The organism is Burkholderia alba (genome assembly GCF_034721475.1).
Lineage (GTDB): Bacteria > Pseudomonadota > Gammaproteobacteria > Burkholderiales > Burkholderiaceae > Burkholderia > Burkholderia alba.
In genome coordinates, this window is sequence record NZ_JAWJWL010000047.1 from 1 (window position 1) to 24,464 (window position 24,464).

24 protein-coding genes, 1 tRNA gene and 2 pseudogenes are annotated in these 24,464 nt (G+C 64.6%); 14 read left to right on the forward strand and 13 right to left on the reverse strand.

The genetic code is table 11. The annotated features are described in order from the left end of the window. Positions 1–378: pseudogene (locus tag RZR99_RS30095) on the forward strand (SDR family oxidoreductase); the annotation flags it as partial. A 245-nt stretch (positions 379–623) separates the two neighbouring features. Here RZR99_RS30095 and RZR99_RS30100 read toward each other — a convergent pair. Continuing rightward, positions 624–1,823 carry an amino acid aminotransferase gene (locus tag RZR99_RS30100; protein ID WP_323123414.1) on the reverse strand — a complete coding sequence of 400 codons (1,200 nt, stop codon included), beginning with the start codon at positions 1,821–1,823 and terminating at the stop codon, positions 624–626. Between the two features lie 269 nt (positions 1,824–2,092). On the opposite strand from RZR99_RS30100, the gene uvrB reads away from it, so the two are divergent. The 6 genes from uvrB (at position 2,093) to RZR99_RS33445 (ending at position 8,025) form a co-directional block, all read left to right on the forward strand. Further along, complete coding sequence (uvrB, locus tag RZR99_RS30105) at positions 2,093–4,183, forward strand: excinuclease ABC subunit UvrB (protein ID WP_323123415.1); 2,091 nt, start codon at positions 2,093–2,095, stop codon at positions 4,181–4,183. Positions 4,184–4,411: 228 nt separating this feature from the next. Further along, positions 4,412–4,963 (forward strand): iron transporter, encoded by a 552-nt coding sequence (locus RZR99_RS30110; RefSeq protein ID WP_323123416.1) that lies wholly within the window; start codon positions 4,412–4,414, stop codon positions 4,961–4,963. A 63-nt stretch (positions 4,964–5,026) separates the two neighbouring features. Further along, complete coding sequence (locus RZR99_RS30115) at positions 5,027–5,356, forward strand: cupredoxin domain-containing protein (RefSeq protein ID WP_323123417.1); 330 nt, start codon at positions 5,027–5,029, stop codon at positions 5,354–5,356. A gap of 59 nt (positions 5,357–5,415) precedes the next feature. Continuing rightward, positions 5,416–6,258 carry an FTR1 family iron permease gene (locus tag RZR99_RS30120; protein ID WP_323123418.1) on the forward strand — a complete coding sequence of 281 codons (843 nt, stop codon included), beginning with the start codon at positions 5,416–5,418 and terminating at the stop codon, positions 6,256–6,258. Then, positions 6,255–7,652, forward strand: a complete 1,398-nt coding sequence (locus RZR99_RS30125) for a 4Fe-4S binding protein (RefSeq protein WP_323123419.1) — start codon at positions 6,255–6,257, stop codon at positions 7,650–7,652. Before RZR99_RS30120 ends, RZR99_RS30125 begins: the two co-directional genes overlap by 4 nt. A gap of 268 nt (positions 7,653–7,920) precedes the next feature. Beyond that, on the forward strand, positions 7,921–8,025 hold the full coding sequence (locus tag RZR99_RS33445) for a heme-binding protein (protein ID WP_407655529.1): 105 nt from the start codon (positions 7,921–7,923) through the stop codon (positions 8,023–8,025). A 248-nt stretch (positions 8,026–8,273) separates the two neighbouring features. On the opposite strand, the gene hemP is transcribed toward RZR99_RS33445, so the two are convergent. The 3 genes from hemP to RZR99_RS30145 all read right to left on the reverse strand — a co-directional run bounded on the left by hemP (position 8,274) and on the right by RZR99_RS30145 (position 10,130). After that, positions 8,274–8,528, reverse strand: a complete 255-nt coding sequence (hemP, locus tag RZR99_RS30135; protein WP_323123420.1) for a hemin uptake protein HemP — start codon at positions 8,526–8,528, stop codon at positions 8,274–8,276. Between the two features lie 148 nt (positions 8,529–8,676). Beyond that, the gene (locus tag RZR99_RS30140; RefSeq protein ID WP_323123421.1) at positions 8,677–9,162 is read right to left on the reverse strand and encodes an SRPBCC family protein; all 486 of its coding nucleotides are present in this window, start codon (positions 9,160–9,162) and stop codon (positions 8,677–8,679) included. A 95-nt stretch (positions 9,163–9,257) separates the two neighbouring features. Next, positions 9,258–10,130: a pirin family protein gene (locus RZR99_RS30145; protein WP_323123422.1), complete on the reverse strand. Its 873-nt coding sequence runs from the start codon at positions 10,128–10,130 to the stop codon at positions 9,258–9,260. Between the two features lie 125 nt (positions 10,131–10,255). Between RZR99_RS30145 and RZR99_RS30150 the strand changes: the two genes are divergently transcribed. Beyond that, entirely contained in the window at positions 10,256–11,233 is a 978-nt protein-coding gene (locus RZR99_RS30150; protein WP_323123423.1) for a LysR family transcriptional regulator, read from the forward strand. 373 nt (positions 11,234–11,606) lie between these two features. On the opposite strand, the gene RZR99_RS30155 is transcribed toward RZR99_RS30150, so the two are convergent. The 9 genes from RZR99_RS30155 to RZR99_RS30195 form a co-directional block, all read right to left on the reverse strand. Next, positions 11,607–12,029, reverse strand: a complete 423-nt coding sequence (locus tag RZR99_RS30155) for an ExbD/TolR family protein (RefSeq protein WP_323123424.1) — start codon at positions 12,027–12,029, stop codon at positions 11,607–11,609. Positions 12,030–12,040: 11 nt separating this feature from the next. Further along, positions 12,041–12,772, reverse strand: coding sequence for a MotA/TolQ/ExbB proton channel family protein (locus RZR99_RS30160; RefSeq protein ID WP_323123425.1), 732 nt, complete (start codon positions 12,770–12,772; stop codon positions 12,041–12,043). Between the two features lie 42 nt (positions 12,773–12,814). Beyond that, positions 12,815–13,534 carry an energy transducer TonB gene (locus RZR99_RS30165; RefSeq protein WP_323123426.1) on the reverse strand — a complete coding sequence of 240 codons (720 nt, stop codon included), beginning with the start codon at positions 13,532–13,534 and terminating at the stop codon, positions 12,815–12,817. Between the two features lie 225 nt (positions 13,535–13,759). Continuing rightward, positions 13,760–13,996 (reverse strand): (2Fe-2S)-binding protein, encoded by a 237-nt coding sequence (locus tag RZR99_RS30170; RefSeq protein ID WP_323123427.1) that lies wholly within the window; start codon positions 13,994–13,996, stop codon positions 13,760–13,762. Positions 13,997–14,145: 149 nt separating this feature from the next. Beyond that, the gene (gene murI / locus RZR99_RS30175) at positions 14,146–15,015 is read right to left on the reverse strand and encodes a glutamate racemase (RefSeq protein WP_407655530.1); all 870 of its coding nucleotides are present in this window, start codon (positions 15,013–15,015) and stop codon (positions 14,146–14,148) included. A 48-nt stretch (positions 15,016–15,063) separates the two neighbouring features. Beyond that, a complete protein-coding gene (bfr, locus tag RZR99_RS30180) occupies positions 15,064–15,540 on the reverse strand; it encodes a bacterioferritin (protein ID WP_323123429.1) in 477 nt (158 codons plus the stop codon). Between the two features lie 151 nt (positions 15,541–15,691). Further along, positions 15,692–17,215: a fumarate hydratase gene (locus RZR99_RS30185; protein ID WP_323123430.1), complete on the reverse strand. Its 1,524-nt coding sequence runs from the start codon at positions 17,213–17,215 to the stop codon at positions 15,692–15,694. Positions 17,216–17,264: 49 nt separating this feature from the next. Continuing rightward, positions 17,265–17,867 (reverse strand): TIGR00645 family protein, encoded by a 603-nt coding sequence (locus RZR99_RS30190; protein ID WP_323123431.1) that lies wholly within the window; start codon positions 17,865–17,867, stop codon positions 17,265–17,267. 141 nt (positions 17,868–18,008) lie between these two features. Continuing rightward, positions 18,009–18,908 carry a DMT family transporter gene (locus RZR99_RS30195; RefSeq protein ID WP_323123432.1) on the reverse strand — a complete coding sequence of 300 codons (900 nt, stop codon included), beginning with the start codon at positions 18,906–18,908 and terminating at the stop codon, positions 18,009–18,011. A 292-nt stretch (positions 18,909–19,200) separates the two neighbouring features. Between RZR99_RS30195 and acs the strand changes: the two genes are divergently transcribed. The 6 genes and pseudogenes from acs (at position 19,201) to RZR99_RS30225 (ending at position 24,392) form a co-directional block, all read left to right on the forward strand. Further along, a complete protein-coding gene (gene acs / locus RZR99_RS30200; protein ID WP_323123433.1) occupies positions 19,201–21,183 on the forward strand; it encodes an acetate--CoA ligase in 1,983 nt (660 codons plus the stop codon). Between the two features lie 139 nt (positions 21,184–21,322). Beyond that, positions 21,323–21,643 (forward strand): DUF4212 domain-containing protein, encoded by a 321-nt coding sequence (locus tag RZR99_RS30205; protein ID WP_407655531.1) that lies wholly within the window; start codon positions 21,323–21,325, stop codon positions 21,641–21,643. Then, positions 21,637–23,652: a sodium:solute symporter family protein gene (locus RZR99_RS30210; RefSeq protein WP_323123435.1), complete on the forward strand. Its 2,016-nt coding sequence runs from the start codon at positions 21,637–21,639 to the stop codon at positions 23,650–23,652. The genes RZR99_RS30205 and RZR99_RS30210 overlap by 7 nt, the downstream gene beginning before the upstream one ends. A gap of 59 nt (positions 23,653–23,711) precedes the next feature. Then, a tRNA-Ser gene (locus RZR99_RS30215) sits at positions 23,712–23,802 on the forward strand. Positions 23,803–24,016: 214 nt separating this feature from the next. After that, positions 24,017–24,163 (forward strand): annotated as a pseudogene (locus RZR99_RS30220) (Arm DNA-binding domain-containing protein); the annotation flags it as partial. An 82-nt stretch (positions 24,164–24,245) separates the two neighbouring features. Next, positions 24,246–24,392: a phage integrase central domain-containing protein gene (locus RZR99_RS30225; protein ID WP_323123436.1), complete on the forward strand. Its 147-nt coding sequence runs from the start codon at positions 24,246–24,248 to the stop codon at positions 24,390–24,392. Positions 24,393–24,464: the final 72 nt, after the last annotated feature.

Below are 24,464 nucleotides of genomic sequence, written 5' to 3' on the forward strand. Positions count from 1 at the left end.
GGCGGGGTGGTGATCTATATGGGTTCGGTGCATTCGCACGAGGCGTCGCCGCTGAAGTCGGCGTACGTGACGGCGAAACACGGTCTGCTGGGTCTGGCGCGGGTGCTGGCGAAGGAAGGCGCGAAGCACAACGTGCGTTCGCATGTGGTCTGTCCGGGTTTTGTGCGCACGCCGCTGGTGGACAAGCAGATTCCGGAGCAGGCGAAGGAGCTGGGCATCAGCGAAGAAGAGGTGATCAAGAAGGTGATGCTGGGCAACACGGTGGACGGGGTGTTCACGACGGTGGAAGACGTCGCGCAAACGGTGCTGTTCCTGTCGGCGTTCCCGAGCGCGGCGCTCACCGGCCAGTCCTTCATCGTCAGCCACGGATGGTTCATGCANACGGTGGAAGACGTCGCGCAAACGGTGCTGTTCCTGTCGGCGTTCCCGAGCGCGGCGCTCACCGGCCAGTCCTTCATCGTCAGCCACGGATGGTTCATGCAGTGACGACCGCAGGTCGGGGTGGAGTTGGCCGCCCCGATTGCACCCGGTCCCATGAAAAACGCGCTCCCGAGAGCGCGTTTTTCATGGGCGATCGATGCGGCGCGCAGAGGCTGCCGCATCGGTGTTTGCGGGGCTGGCGCTTACTTCAGCACCGCGGCCACGGCGCTCGCCACCGCATCGAGGTTGCGCGTGTTCAGCGCGGCGACGCAGATGCGGCCGGTGCCCACGGCATAGATGCCGAATTCGTCGCGCAGGCGGTCTACCTGGGCGGCGGTCAGCCCCGAATACGAGAACATTCCGCGTTGCGCATTGATGAAGCTGAAGTCGCGGTCGACGCCGCTTGCCTTCAGGCGTTCGACGAGGCCATTGCGCATCGCGCGGATCCGGTCGCGCATCTCGCCCAGCTCCTGCACCCACGATGCATGAAGTTCCGGCGACGCCAGCACGGCCGCGACGAGCGCGCCGCCGTGAGTGGGCGGGTTCGAGTAGTTGGTGCGGATCACGCGCTTCAACTGCGACAGTACGCGGGTAGCTTCGTCCTTGCTGCCCGTGATGATCGACAGCGCGCCGACCCGTTCACCGTACAGCGAGAACGATTTCGAGAACGACGACGACACGAACACGTTCAGCTCCGCCGCCGCGAACAGCCGGACTGCGGCCGAATCCGCTTCGATGCTTTCGCCGAAGCCTTGGTAGGCGATGTCGAGGAACGGCACGAGGTTGCGTGCCTTCACCGCCGTCACGACCTGCGCCCATTGCGCATCGGTCAGATCCACGCCCGTCGGATTGTGGCAGCACGCATGCAGCACGACGATCGTGCCGGCCTCGTAGCTGTTGAGCGCGGCCAGCATGCCGTCGAAGTTCACGCCGTTCGTCTTCGCGTCGTAGTACGGGTACGCGGCAACCGCGAAACCGGCGGCTTCGAACAGCGCGCGGTGATTTTCCCAGCTCGGATCGCTGATCGCGACCTTGGCCTTCGGGTTCAGCGTGCGCAGGAAGTCCGCCCCGATCTTGAGCGCGCCCGTGCCGCCCAGCGCCTGCGCGGTAACGACGCGGCCCGCGGCGATCAGCGGCGAATCGTTGCCGAGCAGCAGCTTTTGCACGGCGGCGTCGTACGCGGCGATCCCGTCGATCGGCAGATAGCCGCGCGGCAGGCCGGCCTCGACCCGCACCTTTTCCGCTTCGCGGACTGCGCGCAGCAGCGGAATCTTGCCTTCCTCATTCGTGTACACGCCAACGCCCAGGTTGACCTTGGTCGGACGCGTATCGGCGTTGAAAGCTTCGTTGAGGCCCAGGATCGGGTCGCGGGGGGCAAGTTCGACAGCGGAGAAGAGCGACATGATGGTTCGGCAGCAGTTGTGGAAAGAGGGTCAGGCTTCGGCGGCCGGCGCGGAGCAAGGCTCACGCGGCGCGCCCGTGGCGGGCAGGGAACGGATCGAAGCGCAGCAGCCCATTATTGTAGCGAATTCGCTGCCCGCATTCGGCCAAAGTCACGGTTGGCCGCGCGGTTTTCGCGCACGTTCCCATCCGGCGCGGCAGCAGGGGACAGCAGCCCGCTTCCCGTCGAAGCGCTAAAATGCTCCTTTGCTCCCGCCCCGGTCCGCCCTCCATGTCCGCACACCATACCGATACCGACGACGCGCTCGACGAATCAAAATTCGCGACGTTCGAAGGCTCTCCGTTCCAGCTCTACCAGCCTTACGCGCCCGCCGGCGATCAGCCGACGGCGATCGAGACGCTGGTGGAAGGCGTCGAGGACGGCCTGTCGTTCCAGACGCTGCTCGGCGTGACGGGCTCGGGCAAGACCTTCACGATGGCGAACACCATCGCGCGGCTTGGCCGCCCGGCGATCGTTTTCGCGCCGAACAAGACGCTCGCCGCGCAGCTGTACTCGGAGTTCCGCGAGTTCTTCCCGCGCAATGCGGTCGAATACTTCGTTTCGTATTACGACTACTACCAGCCGGAAGCCTATGTGCCGCAGCGCGACCTGTTCATCGAGAAGGACTCCTCGATCAACGAGCATATCGAGCAGATGCGGCTGTCGGCGACCAAGAGCCTGATGGAGCGCCGCGACGTGGTGATCGTCGCGACCGTGTCGGCGATCTACGGTATCGGCAATCCGTCCGAGTACCACCAGATGATTCTCACGCTGCGCACGGGCGACAAGCTCGGTCAGCGCGACATGATCGCGCGGCTGATCGCGATGCAATACACCCGCAACGAAGCGGACTTCCAGCGCGGCACGTTCCGGGTGCGTGGCGACACGATCGATATCTTTCCGGCGGAACATGCGGAAATGGCGGTGCGCGTCGAGCTGTTCGACGACGAGGTCGAGGCGCTGCATCTGTTCGATCCGCTGACGGGCCGGGTGCGCCAGAAAATCTCGCGCTTTACGGTCTATCCGTCCTCGCACTATGTAACGCCGCGCGATACCGTGATGCGGGCCGTCGAGACGATCAAGGACGAACTGCGCGAACGGCTCGAATTTTTCCACAAGGACGGCAAGCTTGTCGAAGCGCAGCGGCTCGAACAGCGCACCCGTTTCGATCTCGAGATGCTGCAGGAACTGGGCTTCTGCAAGGGCATCGAGAATTACTCGCGGCACTTCTCCGGCGCGTCGGCGGGCGAGCCGCCGCCGACGCTGGTCGACTACCTGCCGTCCGACGCGCTGATGATGCTCGACGAATCGCACGTGCTGATCGGCCAGTTGAACGGGATGTACAACGGCGATCGGGCGCGCAAGGAGAATCTGGTCGACTACGGGTTCCGGCTGCCGTCGGCGCTCGACAACCGTCCGCTCAAGTTTCCCGAATTCGAACGCAAGATGCGCCAGGTGGTGTTCGTGTCGGCGACTCCCGCCGATTACGAGCAGCGCGTGACGGGGCAGGTGGCCGAGCAGGTGGTGCGTCCGACCGGGTTGGTCGATCCGGAAATCGAGGTGCGTCCGGCCACGACGCAGGTGGACGACGTGCTTGCCGAGATCAACGAACGGGTGAAGGCCGGCGAGCGCGTGCTGATCACCGTGTTGACCAAGCGGATGGCCGAGCAATTGACCGAGTTTCTCGCCGATCACGGCGTGAAGGTCCGTTATCTGCACAGCGACATCGATACGGTCGAGCGGGTCGAGATTATCCGCGACCTGCGTCTCGGCACGTTCGACGTGCTGGTCGGGATCAACCTGCTGCGCGAAGGGCTCGATATCCCCGAGGTGTCGCTGGTCGCGATTCTCGATTCGGACAAGGAGGGTTTCCTCCGCGCCGAGCGCTCGCTGATCCAGACCATCGGCCGCGCTGCGCGGAACGTCAACGGCAAGGCGATCCTCTATGCGGACAGGATTACCGATTCGATGCGTCGAGCGATCGACGAGACGGAACGTCGCCGCGCGAAGCAGATCGCGTTCAACGAGAAGATGGGGATCACGCCGCGCGGGGTCGTGAAGCGCATCAAGGACATCATCGACGGTGTCTACAACGTCGACGAAGCGCGTGCGGAGTTGAAGGAATCGCAGCAGCGCGCAAAATTCGAAGATATGTCCGAGAAGCAAATCTCGAAGGAAATCAAGCGGCTCGAGAAGCAAATGGCTGATTTTGCGAAGAATCTCGAGTTCGAGAAGGCGGCCCAGACCCGCGACCAGCTCGCGCTGCTGCGCGAGCGCGTGTTCGGGGCGAATGTCGGCGATCACGTGAGCGGGGTCGAGTGACCGTACGCGGCGCGGCTTCGCGTCCGCACGGGCGGAACCCGCGCCGAATTCCTGTTCGATCAAGGGTTTGACCGCCCGCCGATTTGTTCCGGCGAGGGTTCGGTGCTAAACTTCATTACTATTGAGAATAGTTCGCATTAACGTTCTGCCTCGCTTTAGCTTAGTGTTGGCCGACCGGTCACGTGCATGCGGCCCCGGCCCGTCTGACGATAAAAACAAGGAGTGTCAATGTTGGGTTCTTCGTTCATCCGCAATGGGATTGCGGTAGCCGCGGCGCTGGCCGCGATGTCGGCGATGGCCGCCGAGTATCCGATCGGCAAGCATCAGATCCAGGGCGGCATGGAGATCGGCGCGGTCTACCTGCAGCCGATCACGATGGAGCCGGAAGGGATGATGCGCAAGGCATCGGATTCGGACGTCCACCTCGAGGCCGACATTCACGCGGTCAAGAACAATCCCACCGGTTTCGCCGAGGGCGACTGGATGCCCTACCTGCAGGTCACCTACAAGCTGACGAAGCAGGGCGACGCGAAGTGGAAGGCACAGGGCGACCTGATGGGCATGGTCGCGAGCGACGGTCCGCACTACGGCGACAACGTGAAGCTGAACGGCCCGGGCAAGTATCACCTGACGCTCGTCGTGCAACCGCCGATGCAGACGGGACACATGGCGTTCGGCCGCCACGTCGACAAGGAAACGGGCGTGGGCCCGTGGTTCAAGCCCATCACGCTCGAATACGATTTTCCGTTCGCCGGCATCGGCAAGAAGGGCGGGTATTGAAGGGTCGGGCCTGAAGCAGTCGGACAGCGCGCGCACTGCGCGCTGTCTCTTTAGAGAAACACAATGACATTCCCCAAGATATTCGCGCTGGCCGCCACCCTGCTCGTCGCAGGCGCCGCGCATGCGGTGGATCTGCCGACCTTCAAGCTCGAGATGGCGGACGGCAAGCTCACGCCGGCGCGCATCGAAGTGCCGGCCGGCCAGCGCATCAAGATCGAAATTCGCAATACCGGCAAGGGCGCCGTCGAGTTCGAGAGCGTGCAGTTGCGCAAGGAAAAAGTGCTGGCGCCCGGCTCCGAGTCGTTCGTGGTAATCGCACCGCTGTCGCCGGGCGAGTACAAGTTTTTCGACGATTTCCACCAGCAGGCGCAGGGCGTCATCGTCGCGAAGTAACGGGTTTTCGCACCTGCTTCGCGCGGTTGAGCCGCGGCGGCAGGCGCATGGAGGTATCGATGGGTCAGATCTTGTTCATCGTCTGGCGGGAGAGCGTCGAAGCGCTGCTCGTCGTCGGCATTCTTTACGCATGGCTCAAGAACGGCGACGACGATGCGCGCCGCGGGTTGCCGTATCTATGGGTGGGCGTCGGCGCCGGCCTGCTGATGGCGGTGGCGCTGGGCGCCGCGCTCGTCGGCTTCACCGAAGTGCTGTCGGGCGACGCGCAGGACTATTTCCAGACGGCGATGGTGCTGGTCGCCTGCGTGCTGATCGTGCAGATGGTGCTCTGGATGCGGCAGCACGGACGCACGCTGAAGCGCGACATGGAACAGTCGCTGCAGCAAAGCACGCAGCATTCGAATTGGTGGGGCGTCGCGGTGCTGGTCGCACTTGCGATTGCGCGCGAGGGCAGCGAAACGGTGATCTTCCTGTACGGGCTCGGATTCGGCCAGTCGGGGCACGTCGACGGCGGGCAGATGCTCGCCGTGCTGCTTGGCCTCGGCCTCGCGCTGCTGACGTTCTACCTGCTGCAACTCGGCGGCAAGTATTTCTCGTGGCGACATTTCTTCCGCGTCACCGAGATCATGCTGCTGTTCCTCGGTGCGGGACTCTTCCAGACGGGCGTCGACAAGCTGATCGACAAGGAAATCCTGCCGCTCGGCATCGCGCAGCTGTGGGATTCTTCCGCGCTGCTCGACGATTCGAGCACGTTCGGCTCGCTCGTCGCGACCCTGACCGGTTATCGCGCGCACCCGGCACTGACCAACCTGGTGGCGTATGCGCTCTACTGGGCCGTCGTCTATCTGCTGATGAGGCGTGCCACGCGGCGTCCCGCGGCAACGGCGGGGCGGGCGGCGTGAGCGCGGTTGCCGGTGGCCGCCCCGGCCGGATCGCGGAGGCGGGTCAATGGATGCAGCGCCATGGTGCGCTGATTCGCGGCGTCCAGTGGGTCGTGGTTGCGGTGTATGCGTTCCTGATCCTGGTGCCGGCTTTCACGCCGCTGCCCGACGATACCGCGCATTTGTGGAGCAACCTCACGCTGGCCGCGCAGTTCGTGTTCTGGGGCATCTGGTGGCCGTTCGTGCTGCTGTCGATGGTGATGCTCGGGCGCGTCTGGTGCGGTGTGCTGTGCCCGGAAGGGGCACTTGCCGAGTTCGCGAGCAAGTTCGGCCGCGGCCGGTCGATTCCGCGCTGGATGCGCTGGGGCGGCTGGCCGTTCGTCGCATTCGGGATCACGACGATCTACGGTCAGATGGTGAGCGTCTACCAGTATCCGCGCGCGGTACTGCTGGTGCTTGGCGGCTCGACGCTCGCCGCGATCGTGATCGGCCTGCTGTATGGGCGCGAGAAGCGGGTGTGGTGCAAATATCTGTGCCCGGTGAACGGCGTGTTCTCGCTGCTTGCGCGGCTCGCGCCGCTGCGCTATCGAGTCGACGAGGCGGCATGGCGCCGTTCTTACCGGAACGGTGAACACGGCCATCGCGTGATCCCGATCAACTGCGCGCCGCTCGTGCCGTTGCGAAACATGAAGGGCGCGGCGGACTGCCATATGTGCGGCCGGTGCAGCGGCCATCGCGACGCGATCGCGCTGACGCTTCGCTCCCCGTCCGAGGAAGTCGTGGTGCTCGGCGACAAGCAGGCGAGCGGCTGGGATACGGCACTGATCCTGTACGGCCTGCTCGGCATCGCGATCGGTGCGTTCCACTGGACAGTGAGCCCCTGGTTCGTGCAGATCAAACAGGCGCTGGCCGGCTGGCTAATCGACCGCGACATCACGTGGCCGCTCGAGACCAACGCGCCGTGGTACCTGCTCACGCATTACCCCGAGCACAACGATGTGTTTTCGTGGCTCGACGGGTCGCTGGTCGTCGGCTACATCGTCGGCACCGGACTCGTCTACGGTACCGCGCTGTTCGTGTTGCTCGCGGGTGCGACGGCGATGCTCGGCCGCTTCACGTTCACGCGTCTTCACCATCTCGCGCAGGGCCTGATTCCGCTTGCGGGCGCGGGCGTATTTCTTGGCTTGTCGGCCACGACGCTGTCGCTGCTGCGTGCCGAACACGTGCCGCTCGGCTGGGCGGCCGATGTGCGGATAGCGATCCTGGTCGGCGCCAACCTGTGGAGCGCATGGCTGGCGTTGAAGGTGACCGGCCGCTATGTGGGCTGGCCGCGTCGCCTGTTGGCGATGGCTTGGTTCGTCGGGGCACTTGCGGTGGTCGACAGCGCCTGGTGGCTGATGTTCTGGGGATTCTGACGCGGGCGGCCGGGCGGCCGCTGTGGACGCGTATGCGGCCGCGCAGTAGCGGCCCGTAAAGATGGCCATTTTCGACGGCGGCAGAGGGCATCTGCCGTCTTTGCACCGGATGGACGGCACGCGCCAAGCACCGTAGAGATGGCGCTCGCCAACGGACGCTTGCTCGCACTTGGCCGTCACGAGAGCAAGGCATATGAGGAAATCGTGCGGCAGGGTCGCGTGTTGTTCCTGAGTGCGCTGCTGATCGGGCCGGTCGAGGGCAGCGGCCATCGTCGTCGAAGGCGAGACAGTCGGCGCGATCGGTGCGTCGGGCATGCAGTCCGGGCAGGATGAGGCGGTTGTTCGTGCCGCTATCGCCGTGCCGATGGGGTGAGCGTGCGGGGCACCCCGTTTGGCGGGGGAACGCCTTGTGTGAGGTCGGTCCAAATGAAAAAGCGACGCGTTCGATGAACGCGTCGCTTTTTGCTTTTCAGCGGTGAGAACCCAAAAAAAGTGGCTTGGCTTGCTGTAACGGCTGCTTGAGTATGTCTGCACGAAGGGGTCTAGATCTCGCGTGCAAGCCGTTACTGCTGGCTACTGCCTAACACCCCTCATGGAGGTGGTCCCCACAATACTCGGTACTTACTTCGTCAGAATCAACTTGCCCAACCGGGTTGCGCGAAGCTGGTAGGTTTCGCCGTTGTGCGCGATGCTCACATGCGTATGGCCCTGGAGCAATGTTTCGCTGCTGACGACGCGTTGGCCGGCATCCTGACCGGCGGCTGGCTTCGCGGTTTCCGCCGGCGTCGTGACCGCGGCCACTTTCGTTCGGCCACCGGATGCGGAGCCGCCGGTGCGGCGCAGGGTGAGCGTGGAAGTGCGCATAAGTTCGGTCATTCAGGCGGTGGTCGGTTGCGATACGATGGAATGAATTCTAAATGATAACTATTCCCATTTACAATGTCTGATTATTGATCGGAATCTTGAAATCGATAGGGAACGTTAAAAAGGGTAGCGCGGGGCCGGCTACCCTCGGAGAGCGACCTTAGTGCAGCGGGTCGGGGTCCTTGCGACCCTGGGCGTATTCACGGATCAGGCGGACCGTGTCGATGTCGGAGGTGCGGTATGCCTCCTTGACGATCTCGTGCGTCTGGCGGGCATCTTCGCTGTCGTCGCCGACGGGAAGCGTGGTCCGGTATTCGAAGCGCAGGAACAGCTGCGCATCGTCCCGCTGCTCGATCCTCATCGTCAGCGAGCCGCCGATCTCACCGCCGGCCGCGTGGATGTCGTAGCGGACCTGCTCATTGGGCGTGAAGGTCACGCGATCGCGGATCGTGGCCTTGCCGAAGTGCAACTCGCGTTCGAGCGTGGCGGCCGTGCGTTCGTGCACGATGCAGCGGTCGAGGCCGATCACGAAGAGTTGCGGTTGCTCTGCGCGCAGCACAAGGCCTTCCCAGAGCTGCTCGCGGGTGAGCGTCGGCTGATCGGGGTGATCGGTGTCGTTAATCTGGATCAGATGTTCGAAATTCAAGGCGACAGATTCCTTCTGTAGTGCGGCCGGTAGGCGCGAGAAGGTATTGTGACGCAAATCGGACGCACCGCGGCCACGTCCGATTCACCGCGCGCTCATGCCGCGATGTGGCCCATCCGGCCGCTCTGATAGTCGACTACCGCCTGACGGATCTCGTCCTCGGTGTTCATCACGAACGGGCCGTAACGCACGATCGGCTCGTTGAGCGGCATTCCGCCTATCAGCAGCAGGTCGAGCGGGGTGTCGCCCGCCGCGAACGTGACCGTTTCGCCATCGTCCGCGTAGATCACCATGTGCCGGGCGTCGATGGCTTGCCGGCCGGCGCCGTAGAGCCCCTGACCTTCTATCGGGTAGGCAAACACGCGAAAGCCCGCCGGCACCGGCTGTTCAACCACTGCGCCAGGCTCCAGCGTGAAGTGCTGGTACAGGATCGGCGTGCGAGTCTCGACGGCTGCCTTGACGCCGAACGCTTCGCCTGCGACGACCTTGGCGCGGGCCCGACCGTCGGGCGAGATGGCGGTCGGAATCTTCGCCGCCGCGATCTCCTGATAGCGCGGCGCGATCATCTTGTCGCGGCGCGGCAGATTCACCCACAACTGAAAACCATGCGAGCGGCCACCCGCGCGCGCGAACTCGGGATCGGGCATCTCGCTGTGCACGACTCCCGCGCCCGCCGTCATCCACTGGACGTCGCCCGGCCCCAGCGCACCGGCGTGGCCGGCCGAGTCTCGATGGCGAAACGAACCCTCGAGGACATAGGTGACGGTTTCGAAGCCGCGGTGGGGATGATCGGGCGCGCCCTTGGCTTCGCCGGGCGCGTAGTCGACCGGGCCCATTTCGTCGAGAAGCAGAAACGGGTCGAAGTCCATCAGCAGACGCGTGGGGAATGTGCGGTGGACAATGAAGCCGCCGCCTTCCGTCGTGCGAAGCGACGGATAGGTGCGCTGGATCGAGCGGGGAGTTGCCATGGGGATGTGCCCTCGGATGTACTGGGAATGGGCTGGTTATCGATGCATAGGGCTATTATATGGATCGATTCGCGGATTAAATCCGCTCGATTCGCAATGGATTGTTCTGGATTTGGAACGATGAAATGAATATCGATGCACACAACCTGAACGACCTGATGTACTTCTCGCAAGTGGTCGAGCACGGCGGTTTTTCCGCCGCGGAGCGCGTGCTCGGCATCTCGAAGTCCCGCCTGTCGCGGCGGCTGACCGAACTGGAGGCGACGCTCGGCGTGCGGCTGCTGCAGCGCTCGACCCGCAAGCTCGCGCTGACCGAGGCCGGGCAAATGTTCTACCAGCATTGCCAGGCGATGCTGGCCGAGGCGCAGGCCGCGATGAATGCGGTGCAGCAACTGCGCGCGTCGCCGCGCGGGACGGTGCGTGTGAGCGTACCGGTGACGCTCTCGCAGACGATGCTGTCCCGGCTGCTACCGGAGTTTCTGCATCGCTATCCGGAGGTGCGGGTACAGATCCGAGTGACCAACCGGGTGATCGACCTGTTTGAAGATTCGATCGATGTGGCGTTGCGTGTGCGGTCCGAGCCGCCGCAAAACGCGAACATCGTCGTGCGGCCGCTGTGGCGTACCGAGCAGATGCTCGTCGGTGCGCCGAGCCTGTTGAACCAGAATGCGCCGCCGCTCGTGCCCGCCGATCTGTCGGGCTTCGAGACGCTCGACACCCCGTCGGGCGATGGCCGCCACGTGTTCAGCCTGACCGCACCGGACGGAACGCACCACACGCACGAACACGAGCCGCGTCTGGTGACGGCGGATCTGATGACGATTCGCGAAGCCGTGCTCGACGGGGTCGGAATCGCGGCGCTACCCGAGATGATGTATGGCAATGCGCTGCGCGCGGGACAACTGTCGCCCGTGATGCCGGGCTGGACCTTGCCGGTGCCGCAGCTTTACGCGGTGTTCGTGTCGAGGCAGGGGATGCCGCCCGCCGTGCGCTCGTTCGTCGACTATCTGGTCGAGAAGCTAGACAACAAGGACTACGAGCAGCCCGGCTGTCCCGAGCGGGCTGCGAAGGAAGAGGCCGCGCGCAAGGCGCTGGCGACGTGACGCTGATCGTTGCGTGTCCGAAGCATCGGTTTTGTCATTTAAGCGTCGTCTGCGATCAGTAGTTTCAATCGGTGTTTGCTTGAATGCGGACGCGGCGGCGCCTATATTGAAATCCCACTTCGCGAAGGATGCTCTGAGCGAAACAGGTGGCCGCATATATTGTGAGCCAGATAGGGCAGACCGCGCAGTCCGTGAGATCACGGCGAGTCGCATCGCGTTGCTTGAGGCGCAATCTATACCGCCGTAGAGCCCGCCGCCCGAAGGCGCCCGCGTGCGCATCAAAAAAGGCCTTCATCTGGCGATGAAGGCCTTTTACTTTGCGCGGCATGCTATCGCCTGCGTGCAGAACACGCTCGCGATTCGACCCGCGCGCTTACTTCGACTTGGGTTCGGTCACGAAGCCAAGTTTCGTGAGACCGCCGGCCTGTGCGGCCGACATCACGTCCGCCACTCGCTCGTACGCGACCTTGCGATCCGCGCGCAGATGCAGCTCCGGCTGCGGCGTGATCTGCGCTGCCTGCGCGATGCGTGTCTGCAGATCGGCCGCCGTCACGGGGTGGTCGTCCCACAGCACGGTGCCGTCGCTTTCGATCGCGACATCGATGGTCTGCGGCTTCACTTCGACCGGCTGGCTGCTGGCGCGCGGCAAGTCGATCTTCACCGCGTGGTGCATCGCGGGGATCGTGACCAGGAAAATGATGAGGAGCACCAACATCACGTCGACGAGCGGCGTCATGTTGATTTCGTTCATCAGGCCGTCTTCTTCGTCGTCGCCGAAGGTGGAGTTCATTGCCATGACGACCTCGCTCAGTGTGCGCGGGCCGCGAGACGCAGACCGTCGCGCTTGGCCGACGATGCGAGGCGCGCGCCGGTAACGAAGTACGCATGCAGCCCGTGGGCGAAGCGACGCAGCTTGCTGACGATGTCCTTGTTCGCGCGCGTGAGCGCGTTGTAGCCGAGCACGGCGGGGATCGCGACGAACAGGCCGAACGCCGTCATGATAAGCGATTCGCCGACCGGGCCGGCGACCTGGTCGATCGACGTCTGGCCGGTCGCGCCGATCACGAGCAGCGCGTGATAGATGCCCCAGACCGTTCCGAACAGACCGACGAACGGCGCGGTACTGCCGATCGATGCGAGCACCGCGAGGCCGCTTTGCATGCGGGCGACGCCGTCGTCCATCGTGTCTTTCAGGCAGCGCGTGACCCAGTCGGACACATCCATGCGATCGTGCAGGTGCGGTTGCGTCTGATGATGGTGGTCGGCGGCTTCCTTGCCCGACAGCGCGAGCGCGAGGAACGGGTTGTCCTGCGGCGTCGACGATGTGGTGCCGAGCTTTTTCACCCCGTCCTCGAAATCGTCCGAATGCCAGAATGCCTGTTCCGCGTTTTTCGTCAGTCGCTTCAGGCGGAACACATTCCAGCCCTTGATGACGATGACCAACCACGACAGGATCGACATCACCAGCAGCGCGATCGCGATGAAGCGGGTTACGAAGTCACCTTGCGCCCAGACGTGCGCGATACCGTAGCTTTGCATTTCCATTCCTTTTTGAATCTTTTGGGTGTAGCTGTAGCGAAATTAGTCGGTCAAGCTGAAGTCGTAGGGCTGCGTGTACGCGGCGCGCATCGGCTGCCCGTTTTGCAGGTACGGCTGACATTCCGACGCGCGCACGGCTTCGAGCGCGGCGTCGTCGAGGCGGGGGAAGCCGCTGCTCTGGACGATCTGCGCAGTTTCGATCCGGCCGGTCAGGCCGACCACGAAGCGTACTTTCGCGACTCCCGTTTCGCCGCGCCGCTTGGAGAGCGTCGGATAGGCCGCCTTGACGATCTGGCACGACAGCGATGCGCCGCCCTTGGGCGCGGCGATTTCCATCGTCGGGCGGGCAGGCGCGGCAGCCGGAGCGGCCGGCGGCGCAGCCGGGGCCGGCGGCGCGGGCGGTGCAGGTTCGGCTGCGGCCACTACGTTGGGCGACGGTTCGTGCGTCACGGGCAGCGGGGTCGGGCTTGCCTTCACGACCGGCCTGGGCGTCGGGACGGGCTTCGGCTTGATCTTGGGTTCGGGCTTGGGTGGCGTCGACTGCACGGCGGCGGGCTGTGCGACCGGTGTCGAACTCAGGAGTTCGGCCATGATCGCTTTCGACTCGAGCGGCCGTTCCGGAATGTCGTTGCGCATCAGCAGCGCGCCGGTCAGCAGGATCGCATGCCCGGCCAGAACCGCGACGGTAGCAGTGACGACACGGGAATTCATACGGGAGGCAACCGGCCATGGGCCGGTCGGTATGGAAGTTGAAGCCTGCATGTTAGCTTGGTAGGGCGGCGGTGCGTGGCGCACGCACCGCAGAGTGCAGCCTCATTTGCGGAAGATCAGCAAGGAGATACACACGGTAGTCACGAATCCGATCAGCAATTCCATCACAGGCTCCTTTGCAGGTAAGCCGCTGGCTCGCGGATGCAGGCTTGCTGACGGGCGGTATGAAACGAAAACGCGGCAAATTGCCGCGTGGGAAAACAACTATCGTGCCACTCAGGCGGCCTTGCGTTCGTAGAACGTCACGGGGATCGGGTGCGCATGGTGCTCCACGCCGCAGCGGCTCGCGCACACGCCCTGTTCGGCCATGAGGTCGCGCACGGATTCTTCGCACTTGCCGCAGCAGGTGGCGACGCCGAGCTCGAACTGGAGCTCGTCAAACGTCTCGGCACCCTCCGCGAGGGACGCGCGAATCTTCCGGTCGGAAACAGACTTGCACACGCAGACGATCATGATGGACGCGATAGCTAACGTTAATGCGAATTATTATCATTAAATTTGACTGGCTTGGCAAGCGCGGGGTCTGCTTTTTTGTAACAAAACCAGGTGCTTAGCAGGGGTTTGCCGCGTGAGGTCCGCGCGGACGCGCACGGGGAGGAAGCTCAGGCGGGCTGGGCGGGGGATTCGACCGTACTTGGCGAAGTAATGGTGACGGATTCGACCGCCGAATCCAGATCGAGCAGCGCGGCGGCGAGCGCGTGCAGGTGGCGGCCGTCGCCGGTCGAGCACAGCCGGGCCGGCGGCGCGGCATCCGTCGGCGAACGCTCGCCGCGTTCGTCGAGCACGCGGGCGAGCTGGCGGGCGATCGCGTCGCCGGTGTCGATCAGCGTCAGGCGGTCCCGGACGATATCGCGGATCGCGGCGTCGAGGAACGGGTAGTGCGTGCAGCCGAGCACGAGCGTGTCAGCGCCGGCGGCAAGCATCGGTTCCAGATAGGTCGCGAGCAGCGCGCGCAGCGCCGGCGAGTCCGTCTCGCAGCGCTCCACGGCCTGGACGAGCCCGTGGCCCGGCTGACAGATGAAGCGGCAGTCGGCCGCGTGACGCTCAAGCAGCGCGCGGAAGCGATCGCTGCGCAGCGTGGCCTGGGTCGCGAGTACCCCGGCGACGCGCGAGCGCGATTGTTGCGCTGCAGGCTTGATGCCGGGCTCGACGCCGACGAGCGGAATCGCGAGCCGTTCGCGCACGACGGCGATCGATTGTGCGGTGGCGGTGTTGCATGCCACGACGAGCGCTTTCGCTCCCTGCCCGATCAGCCATTCGCCGATTGCCAGCGTGCGTTCGATGATGAACGCATCGTCGCGTTCCCCGTACGGAGCGTACCGGGAGTCCGCCACATAAATGAATGTCTCGCCGGGCAGTTGCGCGCGGGCGGCGCGCAGTACCGAGAGACCGCCCAGCCCGGAGTCGAAGATGCCGATCGGCGCGTGCGGGTGCGACGGCGGCTGTCGTACGGGCGTGTCGGGCATCGTGATCCGGGCAAACAATGGCGGGCGGCTGCAACTGTGCGGGAAGGAGAGGGCTTACTCCGCCGCACTCATCATCGATTGCTGATAGTTCTGCAGGCCGACCTTGCCGATCAGGTCGATTTGCGTTTCGAGCCAATCGATATGCTCTTCGGTATCGTCGAGAATTTTTTCGAAGATTTCGCGCGACACGTAATCACGCACGGTCTCGCAATAAGCGATCGCTTCCTTGCAGGTGGCCTGAGAGATCTGCTCGAGCTTCAGGTCGCAATTCAGGATCTCTTCGGTTTCCTCACCGACCAGCAGCTTGTGCAGGTCCTGCAGGTTCGGCAGGCCGTCGAGCATGAACACGCGCTCGATCAGCCAATCGGCGTGCTTCATCTCGCCGATCGATTCGTCGTATTCGTGCTTGCCGAGCTTGTCGAGACCCCAATGCTTGTACATGCGAGCATGCAGGAAATACTGGTTGATGGCGGTCAGCTCATTCTTCAACTGGGCGTTGAGATACTCGATGACTTTCTTATCGCCTTGCATGGTGGTTCCTCTATCGTGTGGGGCTTTAATGGTGGAACGATAAACGGTCGTTCCTGAAAAGCCAAGCATGAATTCGTTCGATTTCCGAATGGATCGGGGGAATGAGAATCAAAAAGGCCGGATTGAAATCCGGCCTGAAAATCATTCTTGTTTACGCGGCGGCGACCGGGATTTTTCCGATCTTCGCCTGCCATTCCCTGGGGCCGGTCTGATGCACCGACGTACCCGACGAATCGACCGCGACCGTCACCGGCATGTCCTGCACGTCGAACTCGTAGATCGCTTCCATGCCGAGATCCTCGAACGCGAGCACCTTCGCGTGGCGAATCGCCTTCGACACGAGGTAGGCGGCGCCGCCCACGGCCATCAGGTAGGCGGCGTGGTGCTTCTTGATCGCATCGATCGCGACCGGTCCGCGCTCGGCCTTGCCGATCATCGAAATGAGACCGGTTTGCGCGAGCATCATCTCGGTGAACTTGTCCATCCGGGTCGCGGTGGTGGGGCCGGCCGGGCCGACCGCTTCGTCGCGCACCGGATCGACCGGGCCGACGTAATAGATCACGCGGTTCGTGAAATCGACCGGCAGCTTTTCGCCCTTCGCGAGCATGTCGGCGATACGCTTGTGCGCGGCGTCGCGGCCCGTCAGCATCTTGCCCGACAGCAGCAGCGTCTGGCCCGGCGTCCAGCCGGCGACTTCTTCGGGCGTCAGCGTATTGAGGTCGACGCGCTGGCTGGTTTCCGTGTTCGGCTCCCAGTTCACCTTCGGCCACGCGTCGAGCGGCGGCGGATCGAGCTTCGCGATGCCCGAGCCGTCGAGCGTGAAGTGCGCGTGGCGGGTCGCCGCGCAGTTCGGGATCAGTGCGACCGGCTTCGAGGCTGCATGCGTCGGCGCCGCCATGATCTTCACGTCGAGCACGGTGGCCAGGCCGCCCAGGCCCTGCGCGCCGATGCCGAGCGCGTTCACCTTTTCGTACAGTTCGATCCGCAGTTCTTCCGCCCAGTCACGCGGGCCGCGCGCGATCACGTCCTGGATGTCGATCGCGTCCATCAGCGATTCCTTGGCCATCACCATCGCCTTCTCGGCGGTGCCGCCGATGCCGATGCCGAGCATGCCCGGCGGGCACCAGCCGGCGCCCATCGTCGGCACGGTCTTGAGCACCCAGTCGACGATCGAGTCCGACGGGTTCAGCATCGCGAACTTCGACTTGTTTTCCGAGCCGCCGCCCTTCGCCGCGACCTGCACGTCGACCTTGTCGCCCGGCACGATCTCGTAGTGGATCACGGCCGGCGTGTTGTCCTTGGTGTTCTTGCGGCCGCCTTCGGGCGGATTCACGATCGACGCGCGCAGCACGTTGTCCGGGTGCGTGTAGCCGCGGCGCACGCCTTCGTTGATCATCTCGGTCACGCCCATCGTCGCGCCGTCCCAGCGCACGTCCATGCCGACCTTCACGAAGACCGTCACGATGCCGGTGTCCTGGCAGATCGGTCGGCGGCCTTCCGCGCACATCCGGCTGTTGGTGAGGATCTGCGCGATCGCGTCCTTCGCGGCCGGGCTCTCCTCCAGTTCGTAGGCGCGGCCGAGGGCCTGGATATAGTCGAGCGGATGGTAGTAGCTGATGTATTGCAGCGAATCCGCGATGCTCTGGATCAGGTCTTCCTGTTTGATGACGGTCATGGCTGAGACTCTGTGGGGACAGTAGGGAATCGGGTGGCCGCGCCGGTCGTTACGCCGGCTCGCGGTGCGCCGCAGGCTGCGCGTGCGCTTCGTCGTGGAAATGCTCGGGGTGGGTGCGCGTGGTCAGGCGGTCGACCCATGCCATCACGAGCGCCGACACCAGGAACGACACGTGGATCAGCACTTGCCACATGATCGCGTGGGTCGTGTGCTGGTCGGGATTGATGAAAGTCTTGAGCAGATGGATCGACGAGATGCTGATCAGCGCCATCGACAGCTTGACCTTCAGCACGCCGGCGTTCACGTGGTCGAGCCATTCGGGCTCGTCGGGATGCCCCTCGACGCCGAGGCGCGACACAAAAGTTTCATATCCGCCGACGATGACCATGATCAGCAGGTTCGAGATCATCACCACGTCGATCAGGCCGAGGACCGCGAGCATGATGTTGGTTTCGTCGAGACCCGTCGCGTGCGACAGCAGGTGCCAGACTTCCTGCAGAAACAGGAACACGTAGACGCCCTGCGCGACGATCAGGCCCAGATAGAGCGGAACCTGAAGCCAGCGGCTCATGAAGATCACTGCGGGCAGCGGCCGCATCTTGCGGCGGGCGGGACGGGCACGGGTAGGCGAATCGGTCGGCGGGACGGACATGGTCGGGCGCGGGTATCGGTGGGGTGTTTTTTGAAAGCGCGTTATTGTAACGCGTCGCCCGGGCGGGCTGCAGCGGCGTGCACCGCCGCCGGCCGGTCGGTACCGGCGTGACCGCCCCGGGCGGGGCGGCCGGACGGTGGCTTACGACGACACGGGCGGTACGCGCTTGACGCGCAGGCTCGCGAGCGCGATGCCGGCGACCACGCAGGCGAGCGCGAAACCGTGCGCGAGCGTGGGGCGTTCGCCGAGGAACACGATGCCGTAGACGGCGGCGGCGATGGGCAGGACCGCGCTGAACACGCCGGCGAGGCTGCCCGGTACGTGGCGGATGCCCTTCATCCACAACCAGAACGAAAAGATGCTGGCGGACAGTCCGTACCAGACGACCAGTGCCCAGACGCCCGGCGGCACGCCGGCGTAGTCGAAGCGCCAGAGCGCGCCGGCGCCGAGCGGCAGCATCAGCATCAGGCCGAACAGGTGGGTGTACGCGCAGATGTCGATCGGCGCGAGCGTCTGCGTGAGGCGCCGCGACAGGATCACGTAGATCGATTCGCAGCACACCGCGCCCAGCATCAGCAGGTTGCCGGTCAGCGAGCCCGCGGAATTGCCCGCGTCGCCGGCCGAACCGTTGGCGAGGTTGATCGTCACGACGCCGACGATCGCGAGTGCGATCGACACGAGCGCGCGGCCGTTCGGACGTTCGCGCAGGAACAGCCACGCGAACAGCGCGACGACGGCCGGGATCGTGCTCGTGATCACGCCGGCCGCGACCGCGCTCGTGTGCTGTACGCCGTTCAGCATCAGCAACGTGAACATGAAGGTGCCGAAGAACGCCTGCAGGAACAGGTTCAGCCATTCGCCGCGCTTGACCGCGCGCATCTTGACGGGACGAAAGAGCGGCCACAGCACCGCGATCGCGATGATGAAGCGCAGGGTGGCGAGGATGGCGACGGGAACGAAGACGACGATCGACTTGCCGATGCCGACGTTGCTGCCGACGAGCAGCATCGACACGATGAGAAAGAGCGCGTAGCGATTCAAGCTGGAATCCGGACGATGAGTTCAGTTAGCATTGTAGGGTCGCCCGAAAGGCAGCGTAAAGCGCGCCGCCGGGCGCTGCCCGCGTAAGTGACGGGTAAGCTGCGACGCTTATCGTGGAACGCGTTGCGCGGTGCCGCGCGGCCGTTTGTCATGGTGCGTTGCAGCATCGCGCCGCGCGGAGTCGGTCCGTGCCGCGCGAGGGCGGGAGACAGGCGCATCGGGCGCCAACCAGATTCGGCGCGCACGATCGCGCCGGCATGCAGTCGGTTTCATGTTCACCAAGGGGTTGTCGATGTCTGCGATTGAATCGGTTCTGCACGAACGCCGCCAGTTTGCTCCGCCCGCCGCCGTTGAGAAGGCGGCGGTCATTTCTGGCATGGCGGCCTACCAGGCGCTCGTCGATGAAGCTGGGCGCGATTACGAAGGATTCTGGGGGCGCCTCGCGCGCGAAACGCTGGAATGGCGCAAGCCGTTCGGCACGGTGCTCGACGAGACGAATGCGCCGTTCTACAAATGGTTCGAGGACGGCGAGCTGAATGCGTCGTACAACTGCCTCGACCGTCACGTGGCCGCCGGCAACGGCGAGCGCGTGGCGGTGATCTTCGAGGCGGACGACGGCACGGTGACGCGCGTCACCTACGCCGACCTGCTGGCGCGCGTCAGCCGGTTCGCGAATGCGCTGAAGAAACGCGGCATCGGCAAGGGCGATCGCGTGGTGATCTACATCCCGATGTCGATCGAGGGCATCGTCGCGATGCAGGCGTGCGCGCGGATCGGCGCAACGCACTCGGTCGTGTTCGGCGGTTTCTCGTCGAAGTCGCTCAACGAGCGGCTCGTCGATGTGGGCGCGAGCGCGCTGATCACCGCCGACGAGCAGATGCGCGGCGGCAAGATGCTGCCGCTCAAGAGCATCGCCGACGAGGCGATCGCGATGGGCGGCTGCGATGCCGTCAAGAGCGTGATCGTCTATCGCCGCACGGGCGGCCAGGTCGACTGGCACGAAGGCCGCGATCTGTGGATGCACGACCTGGCCGCCGCCGAGGCGGATACCTGCGAGCCGGAGTGGGTCAGCGCCGAGCATCCGCTGTTCATTCTGTATACGTCCGGCTCGACGGGCAAGCCGAAGGGCGTGCAGCACAGCACCGGCGGCTATCTGCTGTGGGCCGCGCAGACGATGAAGTGGACCTTCGACTGGAAGCCCGACGACGTGTTCTGGTGCACGGCCGACATCGGCTGGGTCACGGGCCATACCTACATCACCTACGGGCCGCTCGCCACCGGCGCGACGCAGGTCGTGTTCGAGGGCGTGCCGACCTATCCGAACGCCGGCCGCTTCTGGAAGATGATCGGCGATCACAAGGTGACGGTGTTCTACACCGCGCCGACGGCGATCCGCTCGCTGATCAAGGCGGCCGAGGCCGACCACGCGGTGCATCCGAAGAGCTACGACCTGTCGAGCCTGCGGATCATCGGCACGGTGGGCGAGCCGATCAATCCGGAAGCGTGGATCTGGTATCACAAGAACGTCGGCGGCGAGCGCTGCCCGATCGTCGATACCTGGTGGCAGACGGAAACCGGCGGCCACATGATTACGCCGCTGCCGGGCGCGACGCCCACGGTGCCGGGGTCGTGCACGCTGCCGCTGCCGGGCATCATGGCCGCGGTGGTCGACGAAACCGGGCAGGACGTGCCGAACGGGCAGGGCGGCATCCTGGTCGTCAAGCGACCGTGGCCGTCGATGGCGCGCACGATCTGGGGCGACCCGGAACGCTTCAAGAAGAGCTATTTCCCGGAAGAGCTGGGCGGCACGCTGTATCTGGCCGGCGACGGCACGGTGCGCGACAAGGACACCGGCTATTTCACGATCATGGGCCGGATCGACGACGTGCTGAACGTGTCGGGGCACCGGCTCGGGACGATGGAGATCGAGTCGGCGCTGGTGTCGCATCCGCTCGTCGCGGAAGCGGCGGTGGTCGGCCGGCCGGACGATACGACGGGCGAAGCCGTGGTCGCGTTCGTCGTGCTGAAGCGCTCGCGCCCGGAGGGCGACGAGGCGGCCGCGCTCGCGAAGGAGCTGCGCGACTGGGTCGGCAAGGAGATCGGGCCGATCGCGAAGCCGAAGGACATCCGCTTCGGCGACAACCTGCCGAAAACCCGCTCGGGCAAGATCATGCGCCGGCTGCTGCGTTCGCTGGCGAAGGGCGAGGCGATCACGCAGGATACGTCGACGCTCGAGAACCCGGCGATCCTGGAGCAGCTTACCGAGACGCGCTGAACACCGCCGCCCGCGCCGACGCGTGCGTCAGCCCCTGCGCGGCAATCCCGATTGCCCGCGCTGGGGCTTTTTGTTACACAAGCGCATGGCCGTCTCTCCGTCTTCCCCCGCCTCGTCCCATCCCGCCGAACCGCCGCCGGTGCCGGCGGCGCTCGTGCGAGCGCATGCACGCTACTGGCGCTTCAACCTCGCCCTGATCGCGATCCTGATGGCGATCGGTTTCGCGGTGTCGTTCGTGGTGCCGCTGTTCGCGCCGGCGCTCGCGCCGCTCCGTTTCGCGGGCTTCAGCCTGCCGTTCTACCTCGGCGCGCAAGGCGCGATCCTCGTCTACCTGATGCTGATCTACGTCTATATCGCGCTGATGCAGCGCGCGGACCGGGTACTGCGGCGCGACTACGATCGGTATGCCGACTCGATGCAGCGCGGCGCCGCCGCGGAAGGCGAGCGTGACCGATGCTGACGAACCGGCTCATTCGCGCCTATGCGCTCTATACGGTCGGTTTTCTCGCCTTCGTGCTGCTGTTGTGGCGCATCGAGCGCGCGACCGGTCCGGGCGTATGGATCGGCTACGTGTTCCTGTTCGTGCCGATTGCGGTCTACGCGGTGATCGGCCTGCTGTCGCGGACATCGGATCTCGTCGAGTACTACGTCGCGGGGCGGCGCGTGCCGTCCGCGTTCAACGGCATGGCAACCGCCGCGGACTGGTTGTCCGCCGCATCCTTCATCGGCCTCGCGGGCTCGCTCTATTCGACGGGCTACGACGCGCTCGCCTACCTGATGGGCTGGACGGGCGGCTTCTGCCTCGTTGCGTTCCTGCTCGCGCCCTATGTCCGCAAGCTTGCGCGCTACACGATTCCCGACTTTCTCGGCACGCGTTTCTCGAGCACGCTGGTGCGGGCACTGGCGGCGGGGGCGGCGATCCTGTGCTCGTTCGTGTATCTCGTCGCGCAGATCCAGGGCATCGGCCTGATCGCGACGCGCTTCATCGGCGTCGATTTTGCCATCGGCATCTTCTGCGGACTGGCCGGCATCCTCGTGTGTTCGTTTTTGGGCGGCATGCGTGCGGTGACGTGGACCCAGGTCGCGCAGTACATCATTCTGATCAGTGCGATCCTGATTCCTGTGTCGCTGATCGCGATGAAGAACGGCCTCGGGCCGGTGCCGCAGTTCGACTACGGCCGTCTGATGGAGCGGGTCGAAAAACTCGAGCGGCAGGTGCGCGATGCGCCGGACGAGCAGCGGGTGAGGGCGACGTACCGTGTCGAGGCGGCGGCGATCCAGACGCTGCTCGACCGGCTTCCGGGATCGTATGCGCAGGAGAAGGCACGGCTCGCGCAGGGGCTGTCGACGCTGCGCCGCCATAACGGGCCGCTGCGCGAAATCAGTGTGCAGGAGCGCCGGCTCGCCGAATTTCCGCGCGATCCCGATGCGGCGCGGGTCGTGTGGGAGCAGGCGCGCGACGATCTGCTCGCACGGGCCGCCGATCCGGTGCCGATGCACGAGCCGTTTCCGGCGGCGGACGGCGACGATCGCCGTCCGCGCGAGCGTAATTTCCTCGCGCTGCTGCTGTGCCTGTCGCTCGGCACGGCGAGCCTGCCGCATATCCTGACGCGCTACAACACGACGACGTCGGTGGCATCGGCACGCCGCTCGGTCGGCTGGACGCTGTTCTTCATCGCGCTGTTCTATCTGTCGGTGCCGGTGCTGGCCGTGATGATCAAGTACGAGATCCTCGTGAACCTGGTGGGCAGACCGATCGCCGAGTTGCCGGCGTGGGTGACGCAGTGGCATCACTTCGAACCGGACCTGATCGGCGTGTTCGACCAGATCCATGACGGTATCGTGCACTGGTCCGGCATCCAGATGCAGCCCGATATCGTGGTGCTCGCGGCGCCGGAGATCGCCGGGCTGCCCTATGTCGTGTCGGGGCTGATCGCGGCGGGGGCCTTGGCGGCGGCGCTGTCGACGGCGGACGGCTTGCTGCTGACGATCGCCAATGCGTTGTCGCACGACGTCTATTACCACATGGTCGCGCCGGATGCGACGAGCCAGCGGCGGGTGACGATCTCGAAGGTGCTGCTGCTCGGCGTGGCGCTGTTCGCGTCGTATGTCGCGTCGCTGAATACCGGCAAGATCCTGTTCCTGGTGGGCGCGGCGTTTTCGCTGGCGGCATCGAGTTTCTTTCCGGTGCTGGTGCTCGGCGTGTTCTGGAAGCGGACGACCACGCGCGGCGCGATCGCGGGGATGGTGACGGGGCTCGCGGTGTGCATCTATTACATCGTGTCGACGTATCCGCTCTTCACGCAACTGACCGGATTCGCCGGGCCGAGCTGGTTCGGGATCGAGCCGATCAGCTCGGGCGTGTTCGGCGTGCCGGCGGGGTTCGCGGTGGCGATCGCGGTGAGCCTGATGGACCGGCGGCCGGATGCGTATACGAATGCGCTGGTCGACTATATCCGGCATCCGTGACGATGTGCCGGAGGGACTGGCGAGAGGCGCACGGAGTTTGCTATAATCGCGCTCTTGCTGGAGAGATGGATGAGTGGTTTAAGTCGCACGCCTGGAAAGCGTGTATAGGTTAATCGCCTATCGGGGGTTCGAATCCCCCTCTCTCCGCCAGAACATGGTGTCAAGCAGTTTCAAAAAATCCCGTGGAGCCAGGCAGTACAAGGCTCTGCGGCGAATCTAGGGTGTCGCGAAGTTCCCGGTAGTTCCGTAGAATCCCCTCTTTGGACGTATACTTTTTGAGGGTGATTCCGACCGATGCCAGAGAGCTTGCTTCGTGACCTGCAGTGCCGTAACGCCAAGCCCCGTGAAAAAGTGGCACGCCTGAATGACGTGCGGCGGCCTCGGGTTGGTGGTCAAACCGAACGGTCTCAAATACTGGCAGTTTCGTTACACGAGGCCGGATGGGCGCGAGGGCATGATCCAGATCGGACCATATCCGCGAATCACGTTAAAGCAAGCCAGAGCAGCGCGTAACGCGCATCGTGCAACCGTTTTGCGTGGCGACGATCCCGCTACCGTGCGTAAGCGGGAGAAGGCGCGCGTCGGCCCGTCTGATGACCTTTACACAATATGCCGAGGCGTACATCGAGGCGCGCAGTGCCGAATGGGCGAATCCGACGCATGCTCAGCAGTGGACCAATACGCTCAAGACCTACGCTTATCCGATCATCGGTACGCTTCGTCCGGTCGACATCGATTGATCCGCTTTAGGAATTCTGGACCAATCCGAGTGCGAGTTTTGCGGCAAACTTGACCCTGAACCAGGAGGTCGT

Coding starts and splice junctions, on each gene's coding strand:
- RZR99_RS30155 (WP_323123424.1), bottom strand. CDS start 12,029: ATGGCAATGAACTCCACCTTCGGCGACGACGAAGAAGACGGCCTGATG.
- RZR99_RS30165 (WP_323123426.1), bottom strand. CDS start 13,534: ATGCAGGCTTCAACTTCCATACCGACCGGCCCATGGCCGGTTGCCTCC.
- RZR99_RS30170 (WP_323123427.1), bottom strand. CDS start 13,996: ATGATCGTCTGCGTGTGCAAGTCTGTTTCCGACCGGAAGATTCGCGCG.
- uvrB (WP_323123415.1), top strand. CDS start 2,093: ATGTCCGCACACCATACCGATACCGACGACGCGCTCGACGAATCAAAA.
- RZR99_RS30225 (WP_323123436.1), top strand. CDS start 24,246: ATGACCTTTACACAATATGCCGAGGCGTACATCGAGGCGCGCAGTGCC.
- RZR99_RS30185 (WP_323123430.1), bottom strand. CDS start 17,215: ATGACCGTCATCAAACAGGAAGACCTGATCCAGAGCATCGCGGATTCG.
- acs (WP_323123433.1), top strand. CDS start 19,201: ATGTCTGCGATTGAATCGGTTCTGCACGAACGCCGCCAGTTTGCTCCG.
- RZR99_RS30190 (WP_323123431.1), bottom strand. CDS start 17,867: ATGTCCGTCCCGCCGACCGATTCGCCTACCCGTGCCCGTCCCGCCCGC.
- RZR99_RS30145 (WP_323123422.1), bottom strand. CDS start 10,130: ATGGCAACTCCCCGCTCGATCCAGCGCACCTATCCGTCGCTTCGCACG.
- RZR99_RS30100 (WP_323123414.1), bottom strand. CDS start 1,823: ATGTCGCTCTTCTCCGCTGTCGAACTTGCCCCCCGCGACCCGATCCTG.
- RZR99_RS30210 (WP_323123435.1), top strand. CDS start 21,637: ATGCTGACGAACCGGCTCATTCGCGCCTATGCGCTCTATACGGTCGGT.
- RZR99_RS30115 (WP_323123417.1), top strand. CDS start 5,027: ATGACATTCCCCAAGATATTCGCGCTGGCCGCCACCCTGCTCGTCGCA.
- RZR99_RS30120 (WP_323123418.1), top strand. CDS start 5,416: ATGGGTCAGATCTTGTTCATCGTCTGGCGGGAGAGCGTCGAAGCGCTG.
- RZR99_RS30150 (WP_323123423.1), top strand. CDS start 10,256: ATGAATATCGATGCACACAACCTGAACGACCTGATGTACTTCTCGCAA.
- bfr (WP_323123429.1), bottom strand. CDS start 15,540: ATGCAAGGCGATAAGAAAGTCATCGAGTATCTCAACGCCCAGTTGAAG.
- hemP (WP_323123420.1), bottom strand. CDS start 8,528: ATGACCGAACTTATGCGCACTTCCACGCTCACCCTGCGCCGCACCGGC.
- RZR99_RS30160 (WP_323123425.1), bottom strand. CDS start 12,772: ATGCAAAGCTACGGTATCGCGCACGTCTGGGCGCAAGGTGACTTCGTA.
- RZR99_RS30110 (WP_323123416.1), top strand. CDS start 4,412: ATGTTGGGTTCTTCGTTCATCCGCAATGGGATTGCGGTAGCCGCGGCG.